Annotated in this window: 10 protein-coding genes; 6 read left to right on the top strand and 4 right to left on the bottom strand. The window is 67.8% G+C overall.

The annotated features are described in order from the left end of the window. Positions 1-3 precede the first annotated feature (3 nt). Positions 4-942, top strand: a complete 939-nt coding sequence (locus TX83_RS21315) for a hypothetical protein (RefSeq protein WP_064749997.1) — start codon at positions 4-6, stop codon at positions 940-942. 172 nt (positions 943-1,114) lie between these two features. After that, positions 1,115-2,176 carry a VOC family protein gene (locus tag TX83_RS21310; RefSeq protein ID WP_075575302.1) on the top strand — a complete coding sequence of 354 codons (1,062 nt, stop codon included), beginning with the start codon at positions 1,115-1,117 and terminating at the stop codon, positions 2,174-2,176. A 17-nt stretch (positions 2,177-2,193) separates the two neighbouring features. On the opposite strand, the gene TX83_RS21305 is transcribed toward TX83_RS21310, so the two are convergent. Next, the gene (locus TX83_RS21305) at positions 2,194-3,897 is read right to left on the bottom strand and encodes a tetratricopeptide repeat protein (protein WP_141233623.1); all 1,704 of its coding nucleotides are present in this window, start codon (positions 3,895-3,897) and stop codon (positions 2,194-2,196) included. 636 nt (positions 3,898-4,533) lie between these two features. Here TX83_RS21305 and TX83_RS21300 point away from each other — a divergent pair. Beyond that, entirely contained in the window at positions 4,534-6,885 is a 2,352-nt protein-coding gene (locus TX83_RS21300) for a SpoIIE family protein phosphatase (protein WP_064749995.1), read from the top strand. Between the two features lie 28 nt (positions 6,886-6,913). Then, positions 6,914-7,306 (top strand): STAS domain-containing protein, encoded by a 393-nt coding sequence (locus tag TX83_RS21295; RefSeq protein ID WP_064749994.1) that lies wholly within the window; start codon positions 6,914-6,916, stop codon positions 7,304-7,306. A gap of 133 nt (positions 7,307-7,439) precedes the next feature. On the opposite strand, the gene TX83_RS21290 is transcribed toward TX83_RS21295, so the two are convergent. Further along, positions 7,440-7,676: a DUF2188 domain-containing protein gene (locus TX83_RS21290; protein ID WP_064749993.1), complete on the bottom strand. Its 237-nt coding sequence runs from the start codon at positions 7,674-7,676 to the stop codon at positions 7,440-7,442. Positions 7,677-7,929: 253 nt separating this feature from the next. On the opposite strand from TX83_RS21290, the gene TX83_RS21285 reads away from it, so the two are divergent. Both TX83_RS21285 and TX83_RS21280 read left to right on the top strand, forming a co-directional pair. Continuing rightward, on the top strand, positions 7,930-8,445 hold the full coding sequence (locus tag TX83_RS21285) for a DUF2975 domain-containing protein (RefSeq protein ID WP_064749992.1): 516 nt from the start codon (positions 7,930-7,932) through the stop codon (positions 8,443-8,445). 3 nt (positions 8,446-8,448) lie between these two features. Beyond that, a complete protein-coding gene (locus TX83_RS21280; protein ID WP_064749991.1) occupies positions 8,449-8,670 on the top strand; it encodes a helix-turn-helix domain-containing protein in 222 nt (73 codons plus the stop codon). 85 nt (positions 8,671-8,755) lie between these two features. Here TX83_RS21280 and TX83_RS23050 read toward each other — a convergent pair whose 3' ends face one another. Both TX83_RS23050 and TX83_RS21275 read right to left on the bottom strand, forming a co-directional pair. Beyond that, a complete protein-coding gene (locus TX83_RS23050; protein ID WP_141233622.1) occupies positions 8,756-9,355 on the bottom strand; it encodes a hypothetical protein in 600 nt (199 codons plus the stop codon). Positions 9,356-9,529: 174 nt separating this feature from the next. Beyond that, positions 9,530-11,548: a M13 family metallopeptidase gene (locus TX83_RS21275; protein WP_186442678.1), complete on the bottom strand. Its 2,019-nt coding sequence runs from the start codon at positions 11,546-11,548 to the stop codon at positions 9,530-9,532. Positions 11,549-12,170: the final 622 nt, after the last annotated feature.

Genomic DNA, 12,170 nt, shown 5'->3' with positions numbered 1-12,170 from the left:
ACGATGCACCGCCGCGATCTGCTCCGACTGGCCGCCCTGTCGCCCTTGCTCGCCGCCGCCGGCCGGCTGCCCGCGGCAGCGGCGCCCGCGCCGACCGATCTGATGCCGGCGTTCTGGCGCGCCTACGACGCCGGCCGCGCGGCCGAGGATCGCGCGCGGGCCATCGGCCAGGCGTTCTTCGCTCCCAACGCCGAGCTGTACGCCGGTGCCGGGCTCAAGCCTACGCCGGAACGGTTGGCCGCCTGGCTGCCGCAGTTCGACGCCATCGCCGAACCTGCGCGCCGCCTCAGCCAGGGCTTCGCCGGGCACTACCGGCGCCACGTCGAACACTTCCAGCGCGAGTTCCCCGATTTCCAACGCGAGCGCGCGCCGATCTACCTGATGCCGTCGCTGTTCAACTTCGACGGCCACCTGCGTCCGTGGCAAGGCAGGCTGCCGTTGTTCGTCGGCATCGACGGCATCGTCCGCTACCACGGCGCCGACGCCAATCTGTCGGTGTTCCTCGACCACGAGTCCTTCCACCTCTACCACGGCCAACTCGTGCCCGAATTGTTGATGGACGAGCAACCGCCGGTCTACGGCTCGCTGTGGATCGAAGGCCTGGCCACCTACGTCAGCGATCGCCTCAACCCCGACGCCAGCCGGGTGCAGGTGCTGCTGGACGACCGCAAGCTGGCCGCGGTCGACGACGCCACCGTGCGCGATCTGGCCGGCAAACTGCTCGCCGTGCTGGACTCGACCTCCGCCGACGACGCCAACCGTTTCTTCGGCGCCGGCCACAAAGGCCCGGAACCCGCCCGCGGCGGCTATCTGGTCGGCCTGATCATCGCCCGCCGCATCGGCCGCGACCGGCCGCTGGCGGAACTGGCGCGCACGCCGTTGGCGAAGCTGCGCGCGTCGATGCGACAGCAGTTGCAGGCACTGGCCGCCGGCGAGGGCTGAGCGCCGTCGCGAATCGAGCCGTCGCGCCGGTTGACCGCCTGCATCGCCCGCGCCTCGCGTCCTCGATCCGCGCCGATCGTCCTTTCGTGCCCGTCGCCGTCCGTCCGTGCGCGCCGGCGCGGCTGCGCCTGCGCGAAGCTGTGCGCCATCGCAACCGCACTCGGAGACGGCCATGAAGACGCAATCCAAACCATCCATCGCCCTGTCCCTCGCCCTGGGCGGCGCCCTGCTGCTGGGCGCCGGCCCGGCCGCGGCCGGGCCAGCGGCAACGCCGGCCTCGCCCGCCGCCGGCAGCGACATCGACCACGCGCTGGTCTGGGGCCGCCGCATCGACGAGATCACTTCGGCGATGACGGTCAAGCTCGGCTTCCAGGTGCGGCCGGGCCGCACGACCGGCGGCGTCGCCAACCGCTATGTGCGCTTCGGCGACCGCAGCTACCTGGAATTGTTCGCGATCGAGGGCGCGAACCCGCAATTCGATCCCGGCATGCAGGCCGACCAGAAGGCGTTGCGCGGCGGTGTCGGCGCCCACACCTTCGGCCTGCGCTCGGCTGCGCTCGACGCCGCGCATGACCAACTGCGCCGACAGCGGTTCGCCGTCACGCCGTTGTTCACCGCCGCGGCCGACGATCCCGACGGCGACGGCGCGGGACATCCGCCGCGCTGGCGTTTGTTTTCGTTCGACGCGCAACCCTTGTCCAGCAACCTGTTCTTCATCGACTACGCCGCCCTCGCCGCGACACCGGAGCGCGCGATCGACCTGCGCGTCGGCCCGCAACACCCCAACGGGGCGTTGGCGCTGAGCGGCCTGTGGCTGCTTTCGGCGGACGTCGAAGCCGACCGCAAGCAGTTCGAACGCATGGGCTTCACCGGCATGAGCCCGGTCCGTCTGCCGCAAATCGCGGCACGCGGCTATTGCGTGCCGGTCGGCGGCAAGCGCGTGCTGGCCTTGCAGCCCGACGGCGAAGGCGCCGCCGCGGATGCGCTGCGCCGACGGGGGCCGCAGTTGCTGGGCGTCAGCATCGCCGTCGCCGACCTGCAGCAGGCCCGTTGGCGGGTGGAACGCGGCTACGAGACTCGCCTGCCGGGCTACCGCGGCGCCTGGGGCGAGGCCTTTCTGGCCCCGACCGTGGACGATCTGGGCCTGCTGGTCGAGTTCCATGCCGCGCCCCAAGCCGGCCCTGCCTGCGGCAATGCCGGGCATACGCTTCGCGCGCAGAACCACTCCGGCTAGGCGCGCGTCCGCATCGGCTACATCCGCGAAGCGGTCAGCGTGACGTCGGCATTGCGCCAGGCCGCTTCGAAATCGCGCTGCGCGGCTTCGGCCTCGGCCTGCTTGCCTTGCGCGCGCAGGCTCTGCGCCAGCCCGAACAAGGACCAGCCGTTGCCGGGATTGCGCAACAGTTCTTCGCGATACACGCGCTCGGCGTCGGCGCCGCGGCCGGCATCGAGCAGCACCGCGCCCAGGCTTTGGCGCACCGGCGCGTGCCAGCCCGGCGGTTCGTCGTAGGGGATGCGGTCTTCGATCGCGATCGCTTCGTTCAAGGCCGAAATCGCCGCATCGCGCTCGCCGCGCGCCGCGGCCAGCTCGGCGGTGACCACGCGCTCGGCGATGCGCGAGGCGTGCGACAAGGGATAGCGGTCCCACATGGTCAACTGGTCCATCGCCGGGTCGCTCGCCAACGGCCGCAACGCGTCGAGGTGACGCTGCGCATCGCCCAAGCGGTTCTGCCGCACCGCCGCCATCGCCTGGGCGTAATGCCACACCGTGGTGACGTAGGGCAGATCCGCTGCCGGGTTGGGCGCGCCGGCGATCTCCTCCCAGCGGCCGAAGCGCACCCGTTCGAACCACGGCGTCATCCAGAAGTGCTGCAGGCCGGCGAAGCCTTCCTTGCGCATCAACTCCGGCAGGTGGGTGCGCTCGGCGGTGGTCGCCGCGGCGCGCTTGGCCAACGCGCCGCTGCCTTCCATGCTGGAGGCGAACCAGAGGAAATGGTGGTTGTGCGGCACGTAACCCAACGGGTACACGCCCTGGGTGTAGCCGCGGCAAACCGCGAGATACGCGTCGTCGGCCTCGATCGCGCGCTGGTTGGCCACCACCGCATCGTGCCAGCGCCCGACGCGGGCGTAGATGTGGGCCGGCATGTGCACCAAGTGACCGGAGCCGGGAATCAGCTCGCGCAGGCGATCGGCGGCCGCCGCTCCGCGCTCGGGCGCGGCCGACGCCTCGACCGCGTGCACGTACAGATGCAAGGCACCGGCATGATCGGGGTTGCGCGCCATCACCGATTCCAGGGTCGACACCACCTCGGCGGTATTGCCCTTGGGCTGGCGCTTTTCGTCGTAGTAATCCCAGGGTTGCAGGTCCATCAGCGCTTCGGCGTGGAACACGGCCGCATCCAAGTCGTCCGGGCGCAGCCGCACCAATTCGCGCGTGGCGTCGGCATAGGCCTGGTCCAGCGCGCGCCGGTCGGCCGGCGGGTCCTGCGCGTAGCGCGCCGACAGGGCCTGGATGAAAGCGCGTTCGCGTTCGCTGGCTTTCGGCGCCAGCGTCTTGGCGCGCTGCAGGCGGGTCCAGGCGTCGCCGTTGTCTTCCGGATTCATCGCCGCGTTGACGTGCGGCCCTACCACCAGCGACGCCCCCCACCAGCACATCGCACAGTCCGGATCGAGTTCGATGGCCTTGAGGAAAGACCGCTCGGCGGCGTCGTGGTTGAAGCCGAACGTCAGCATCAGCCCCTGGTCGAACCAACGCTGCACCTCGGGGTTCTTGCTGGTGATCGGAAAACGATAGTCGCCCAAGCCTTCCAACAGATGCGCACCGACCATCGCCAGTTCCGGCGGCGATACCGCTTGCGCCGCCGGTCCTGCCTCCTCGGGCGTGGGTTTGCGGCAGGACGGGAGCGCCAGCGCGACGGCGCAGGAGAACACGAGAATGCGCAGAACGGGTTTCATGGTCGGGCCTCGAACGGGCATGCGGCGACGCAGTGGTCGTGCTGGCGGCCCGGCGCCGTTGCGGCGCCGCCCCTGGCCGGAGGGCACGACCGCCCTCGTCTGTAACCGACGCAATCTGGCTGCGGAAGGCGCCTCGCATCGGCATCGAGCGCATCCTACTCCGGCGCGCCGGGCGTGACGCCGCACCGGCCGCTCTGTCCGACCGGCGGTCCCTGCGCCCCCCGCTTCGCGCGAGGCGAAAGCGCCATGCTGCAAAAACGCATCATTCCGGGCGCGAACGATCGCCTCGGCCGCCGTGTCGCCGAAGATCGGCCACAAGGCGCGCCGAGCGCCGACGCATCGATGCCGATCGCCCGCGCAGCGCCAGAAACGACGCCGCGGAGCACACGGCGCAGCCGCGGCGGTCCGGGGGCACAAGCCGCCGCCACTGGCCGGCCCCAACGCACAACCCCCGCCCCGACGACGACCGTCGCCGGCGCATCCGGGCGCCGGAGAAACCATGACCGCGCTCGGTTTTTTTGCCGTGCTTGAGGCTATGCTCGCGCTGTCCTCTGGGAGCCGCCGATGGACCGGACCGAGCCAGCCGCCGTTCCGCCCTCGCCTCGCGCTGCGATCGCGAGCGGCGAGCTTCCTCCGGTGTCGTGGCGCGACAGTCTGCGCACCAAGCTGATGCTGTGGTTCGGCCTGCTGGTCGGCGTGCTGCTGTTGCTGGGCTTCGTCGCCGCCTTTCTGATCGCACGCCAGCTCATCATCGCCGGGGCCCAGGAACGGACGCGCTACGAAGCCGCGCAAACCGCCGCGCGCCTGCATGCATCGATGGAATCGGTACGCATCACCGGCGCCAGCATGATCGGCATCTTCGACAATCTCGCCCTGGACCGCGAGGCGACCATCAAGACCCTGCAGGCCCTGCTGGACGCCGACGCCAGCACCGTCGGCGGGTTGATCGCGCTCGAACCCGGGGTGCTGCCCGACGGTGCGCCGATGGCCTACTACGTCGGCGTCGAACGCCGCGGCGTCGCCGACCGCGATCTGATCGCACTGGGCTACAACGTCGCCCAGCAGCCCTGGTACCGGCGCACCCTGTCCGCCGACAAGCCGTGGTGGTCGGAGCCCTACTTCAACGAAACCGCCGGCGGTCATTGGATGACCACCTTGAACCTGCCGCTGCGCGGACGCCACGGCGCCCGCCTGGGCATGGTCAGCCTGGACGTGCCGATCGCACGCTGGTCCGACCTGGTCCAGCCGCTGCACCGTATCCGCGGCCAGCGCCCGGCGCTGTTCGCGCCGGGCGGCACCATCGCCCTGCACGCCGACCCGAAAGCGGCGCTGAAAACCACGCTCGACGGCTACATCGCCGTTGCCGGGCGCAGCGATCTCCAGGACATGTCCGCCGCGCGGGCGCAGGGACGGCGGTTCGCGTTCACCCATGTGCTGCCGACCACCGGGGAAACCCGCTACTCGGTGCTGGAGCCGATCGCCGACACCGGCTGGGCCCTGCAGGTATCGATGTCGCACAAGCCGCTGCTGGCCGAGCTCAAGCGCACCATCGTCCGCCTCGCGTTGATCGCAGTGCTGGCCCTGCTGCTGTGCGCGCTGCTGGTGCGGCGGATGGCGGCGCGGATCACCACGCCGCTGAGCGACCTGACCGGCTCCGCCAGCCATTTCGCCGACGGCGAATTCGATTATCCGCTGCACCAGACCGATCGCCGCGACGAAGTGGGGGTGATGGCGCGCGCCTTCGACAACGCGCGCGGCTCGATCAAGCGGCAGATGGTCGAGATCCAGGACATGAGCACGGCCCGGCAAAAGCTCGAAAGCGAACTGGATATCGCCCGCGAGATACAGCTGGCGATGCTGCCCGGCGCGCGCGTGCTCGGTACCGACGGCTGGCGCCTGCAGGCCAACGCGCGGCTGGAGCCGGCCAAGGCGGTCGGCGGCGACTTCTACAGTTTCTTCGAACGCGACAGCCACACCCTGTGGTTCGCGATCGGCGACGTGTCCGACAAGGGCGTTCCGGCGGCGTTGTTCATGGCCCGCACCATGACCGTGCTGGAGATCGCGGCCGGGCTCGGCGGTTCGCCGGAAATCGCCTTGAAGGAAGCCGCGCAGCGCCTGCTCGAGGGCAACGACACCTGCATGTTCGCCACCGTGCTATGCGGATTGATCGATGCGCGCAGCGGCGAGTTCGCCCTGGCCAGCGCCGGCCACGAGCCGCCGGCGCTGCTCGGCGCGGACGGCAGCGCGCGATTCATCGAGCTGCCGTCGGGGCCGCCGCTGGGCGTGGCGGTGGCCGAGCACTACCCGATCTGGCGCGGCCGCCTGCGCAGCGGCGACGCCTTGGTCGCCTACACCGACGGCGTCACCGAGGCCTTCGACGCCGAGCAGCGGCCGTTCGGCAACGAACGGTTGCTGGCGAGCCTGCGCGGCACCGCCGAACCGGGCACCCTGTGCGGCAACCTGGTCGCCGACGTGCACCGCTTCGCCGCCGGCGCGGCGCAATCCGACGACATCACCGTCTTGTCCTTGCACTGGTCCGGCGGTGGCGACGATGCCTCCGGCATGCGCGCGGCCCTGCATTTCCTCGCCCCGCAAGATCGCGCGCGGCTGCCGGACGTGTTCGCCTCGGTCGAGGCGGCGTTGGCCGAAGCCGGCGTCGAACGCGAACGCATCGGCGACGTGCGCCTGATCGTCGAGGAGGTCATGTGCAACGCCATCGATTACGGCGGCCAGTCGGGCGGACACGAGGTCAGCCTCGAACTGGGCATCGGCCGCGACCGCGTCGACCTGCTGTTCCGCGACGATGGGCGGCCGTTCGATCCGCTCGCACAAGCCCCGCCCGACCTGGACGCCGACGTCCAAGACCGTCCGCTCGGCGGCCTGGGCCTGTACCTGATCCGTTCCCTCGCCGACGAGGCCGCTTACGCCCGCGAAGGCCGCTACAACGTGCTGCGCATCGTGCTGTTACGTCCCGACGCCGGCGAGTGACGCCGGCCGCCCGAACCAGGAGCCACGCATGGACTTGACCATCCGTATCGATCCGGCCACCGCACAGAGCCAGCGCGTCAGCCTGGCCGGACGTCTGGACACCGCCAGCTACGCCGAGCTGGACCGGCAACTGGCCCCTTTGCTGGCCGCCGATGTGCCGTCGCTGGTGCTGGACCTGGCCGGCCTGGAGTACATCAGCTCCGCCGGCATCCGCTCGATCTTCCGCGCACGCAAGGCGCTGGCCGGGCGCAACGGCAAAGTCGTCGTGGTCAATCCGCAGCCGCAGATCCAGAAAGTGTTCGACCTGGTCAAGGCCGTGCCGATGGAGGAGATCTTCAGCAGCGTCGCCGAAGCCGACGCGTACCTCGACGCCATGCAACGCAAGGTGCTGCGCAAAGGACAGGACGAGGACGAGGATTGAAGCCCGGGGACGGCATCGATCGGCAAAGATCGAGTCCGCCCCCCTTCAGCCAAGGGGGACGGGATGCAGGCACGGTCCGTGCACGGCGAAAACCGCAGCGGCGAAGCCGCCGCCGTCGCAACCGGCGCCGGATTCAGTGCTTGCGGTCCTTGGGCGGATGCGGATCGCTGCCGTAGCTGTCGCTGTCCTGGATGCGCCCGTCGCGCCCGTGGCTGACGACCTCGACGTGATCCTTGCGGCCGAGGTTGCGCGCGGCCGCCAGGGCCGCGGCCTTGGTGTCGTGGATCGAGCTGGCGCGGTCGCTGCCTTCGCGCCGGACCGCCCAGCCGTCGCTGTGCGGCACGACATGGATGTCTTTCTTGCTCGACATGGCTTCGTTTTTCCTTGGAGTGGCGGCCCGCACCGCGCGGACGCCCGCATCCGAAGCCACGCAACGGTGCGCGGCGGGCGGCCGACCGTCCGTCGGCGCGCTCGGCGGCGGTAGAGAAAGCCGCCCTGTCGCGCCGCGCCGCCGGCCCCCGGCCAGGAGCCGACGGACGGTCGCGCTCAACCCCCTGCGGCACTTGAATATCGTTTTTCGATAAATTATATATCGATTCACGATATATCCAAGGAACCGTGCCATGTCCCGCCCGCCCAACGCCCTGCCCCTGGCCCGCCTGGTGATCCGCGGGCTGATCGTCCTCAACGCCCTCTACGCCTTCGCCATCGCCGCGCTGCTGATCGCGACCCTGGTCAACCCGAAGCTGATGTTCGACGCTCTCGGCGCGACCTACGCCCACCTGCACAACGCCCTGCGCGCGGTGGTGCTGCTCGGCATCCTCGGCGCCTATCTGGTCCACCGCGTGCTGCGCGAGCTGCTGGCGATCGTCGATACCGTGCGCGACGGCGACCCCTTCGCCGCCGGCAACAGCCGCCGCCTGCAGGCGATCGCCTGGTGGGTGCTGGCCGGCGAAGGCGTGCGCCTGCTGATCGCCAGCGTCGTCTACGCCGCAGCCAAGTCCTCGCCGGGGCTGAAGATGGACATCGACGTCGGCTTCTCGTTCGCGCCCTGGCTGGCGGTGCTGCTGCTGTTCGTGCTGGCGCGGGTGTTCGAACAGGGCGCGCGCATGCGCTCCGACCTGGAAGGCACGGTGTAAGCCATGGCGATCGTGATCCGCCTCGACGAAAAACTGCACGAACGGCGCATGACCCTGACCGAGCTGTCCGAACGCGTCGACATCACCCTGGCCAATCTGTCGATCCTCAAGACCGGCAAGGCCAAGGCGATCCGCTTCTCCACCCTGGAGGCGATCTGCGCGGCGCTGGAATGCCAGCCCGGGGACCTGATCGCCTACGATCCGACGCGGCCACCTGAGGAGTGAGTGCAAATCATTACTAAATACTCACCGCACCTTTGGATCCAAACTTATAAATGCTGCCATGTGACAATTAGCAAACTGATCGATCCTAAAGCTTACTCAAAAGATCAAAAACGAATGCCTTAGTGTTCTCTTGCCAACCAATTACTTTACTGACCGATATCGACTGAACTCGGACACTACCTGGCCCAATTGCATGATTTCGATCCATCTGATGGACGATCTGATGCCTCCTCTCCATACAGCTGGCAAGCTTTGAATAATAGGCACCGAACTGCGCCGACTCTACATTTATCATGGCCAATTTAGCCCTTAGATCGGCAATATTACTTATGTTCATCCTATCAACATACGAATCAATGGAGTCACGTATTACGTTGTGAACAAATTGCCCACTATATGGGGCAAGATCACCAAGCTGAAATTTTCCATTCACCCGATCGGAACCAACAAGAGGAATCAAATTTAGAGCCAGGGGATCACCCTCTGGTAGTTTCCATAAAAGAAGATTTCTAAAGACTTCTTCAAGTGCACTATGGACAAATACTACAGCCGCCCTGAGAGTATCCGCTGATTGAGCAGTCCTGCGCCCGCCTTTCTTGCCTGCTTGCAATGCTTGATACGTTCCAATCAAGTTTGAAACGCGCCCGTCATTTTGAATAAACTCCCTGAGCGTGTAATCCTTCATACATAACCACTCCAGTTCGTCAAAGACGTCGAATGCCGAGCAGCAACATCCGGCAACATCATCTCTTTGACGAAAACGCCTCTTTGCTCCGGCCACATCTCGCATCAATGCCGACGTGCGACCAACTGAGCCATCTCGCAATCAATAGGCTGACCAGCCAACACTCCTCCGACCTCACCACACCTCGCAGCGCTTCGCCTCCGCCCGCACCATCGCATCCCCCGCCTTGCACTGGAACGCCTGCTGGAACGCCGGCAGGTTCGACAGCGGGCCGTTGACGCGGTACTTGGCGACCGGGTGCGGGTCGCCCTGGATCATGGTGCGCTGGGTCTCCATGCGGGTTTCGTCGCCGCGGAACTGGCCCCAGGCGATGAAGAACTGCTGCTGCGGCGTGAAGCCGTCCAAGGTCGGTTCCGGCCCCTTGCCCTCGCGCGATTTCAGATAGGCGCGGTAAGCGATCTTGGCTCCGGCCAGATCGCCGATGGATTCGCCCAACACCAGCTTGCCGTTGTGGTGCACGCCGGGCTCGATGAAATAGCCTTCGAACTGATCGACCACGCACTGGCCCTTGGCCGCGAACTGCCGGCCGTCGGCCGGCGTCCACCAGTTCTTCAAACGGCCTTGCGCGTCGAACTGCGCGCCCTGGTCGTCGAAGCCGTGGCTGATCTCGTGGCCGATCACCACCCCGATCGCGCCGTAGTTGACCGCGTCGGTCGCGTCCACGTCGAACGCCGGCGGCTGCAGGATGCCGGCCGGGAACACGATCTCGTTCTGCAGCGGGTTGTAATAGGCGTTCGACGTCGGCGGCGTCATGCCCCAGCGGCTGCGATCGGTGGGCTTGCCGACCTGGCTGCGGTTGTCGGCCACGTTCCAGCGCGAGGCCGCGACCACGTTGTTCCAGGCCGAGTCGCGGCTCACCGCGACGCCGTCGTAGGTTTTGAACTTGTCCGGATAGCCGAGCTTGGCGACGAAGGTCGAGCGCTTTTCCAGCGCCTTTTGCTTGGTCGCATCGTCCATCCAGTCCAGCTCGCGGATGGTGTCGTCCATCGCCGCGAGGATGTTCTTGACCATCTCCTGCATGCGCGCCTTGGCCTGCGGCGGGAAATACTTCTCCACGTACTTCTGCCCCAGCGCTTCGCCGAGCTGGTTGTCGGTGAGTTCGGCGCAACGCTTCCAGCGCGGCTTGATCTGGGTGGTGCCGGTGAGGAACTTGCCGTTGAAGGCGAAGTTTTCCTCCACGAACGGCGTCGACAGCGAGTCGGCGGCGGCATGCAACAACTGCCAGCGCAGGTAGGCCTGCCATTGCGGCAGCGGCGTCTTGGCCAGCTCGCGGTCGACTTGCTGCAGAAACTTGGGCTGGGTCACATTGACCGCGGCGCGCGGCATCTGCGCGGCGTCGAAATAGCCGCTCCAATCGAAGTTCGGCGCCAGCTTGGCCAAATCGTCGAAGCCGGTCGGGTTGTCCTGCAGCTTGGGATCGCGCAACTGCACGTTGTCCAGCGAAGCCTCGGCCAGGCGCTGCTCGAACTCGAATACCGTCTGCGCATCGCGCTGCGCCTGTTCGCCCGGGGCGCCGGCCAGCTCGAACATCTTCGCCACGTGCAGCAGGTACTTGGCCCGCGCCTCGACGAAGCGCGGCTCGGTCTTGAAGTAGTAGTCCCGGTCCGGCAGCCCCAGGCCGCCGGCGTAGAGATGGGCGATGGTCTTGGACGGCTCGCGCAGGTCCTCGCCGGCGAACACCACGAACGGCACCGCGATGCCGGCCGCGTGCAGCTTGCCGATCTCGCGCTGCAAGCCGTCGCGGTCGCCGATCGCGCCGATTTCGTCCAGCCAGGGCCGCAGCGGTTCGACGCCGAGAGCGTCGATGCGCGACTCGTCCATGCAGGCGGCATAGAAATCGCCGGCCAACTGCCCCGCGCTTCCCTTGGGCCAATCGTTGCGCGCCGACAGCTCGGTCAGGATGTCGCGCACGCGCTCCTTGTTGACTTCGCCCGACTGCCAGCGCCGGCTCCAGCGATCCATGTAGTCGGGGATCGGGTTCTGCTGGCGCCAGGCGCCGTTGGCGTAGTCGAAGAAATCATCGCAGGCCTGGCCGCCGCGATTGATGTCGCCGGGTTGGATCCCGTGCAGGGCGCCGGCGGAGGCGGTGGAAACGGCCAACAACGCAACGAGCGGAACGCTGGACTTGACCACGGCACGACTCCTGTCGAGGGGTCCGGCCACTATAGCCAGCGCCCCGCCGCGCACCCGTCCCAGAAGTCCCGGTTCCGCATTCTGCCCCTGTAGGAGCGGCGTAAGCCGCGACCCACCGCAGCGGTGTACGCAAGCGTCGTGTCCGAGACCCCGAACCTCGACGCGCACGCCGGTTATCGCCCGAATGGCCTGACCTTGGCTGCAACGCTGTCGAGAACCGCTGCGTTTGTCGCGGCTTACGCCGCTCCTACAGGGGGGAGGTCTCGCCCCCATCCGATGCGGTATCGGTGCACTGCACAACGATTCGTCCGGCACCGCGACCGCACACGCGATCCAACCGCTCACCCTGCCACGTCTGCATCTACCGCAGCGCCGCCGCCCGCCGCGGCGCCTTCAAGCCGTGTGCGCGATCCCGTTTCGCGCAGTGCGAAACCGCGCCCGGGCCGCAACGGCGAAAGCGTGATCCGACTCAAGTCAGGACGCACACCCGGCTGACTAATCTCGCCGCCGGATCGCAGTTGCAGCCGTAGACCGATCCCATACCGGCCGCGAAGCCCGGACGCGTGTTGCTTCGCATGACGACACCTCCCCATCCATCCAGGACCCACTCATGCGCTCTTCC

It is taken from the genome of Lysobacter antibioticus HS124 (assembly GCF_000336385.2).
GTDB lineage: Bacteria > Pseudomonadota > Gammaproteobacteria > Xanthomonadales > Xanthomonadaceae > Lysobacter > Lysobacter firmicutimachus.
The sequence above is the reverse complement of the archived record's forward strand: the minus strand, read 5'-3'. Positions and strand labels throughout refer to the sequence as shown.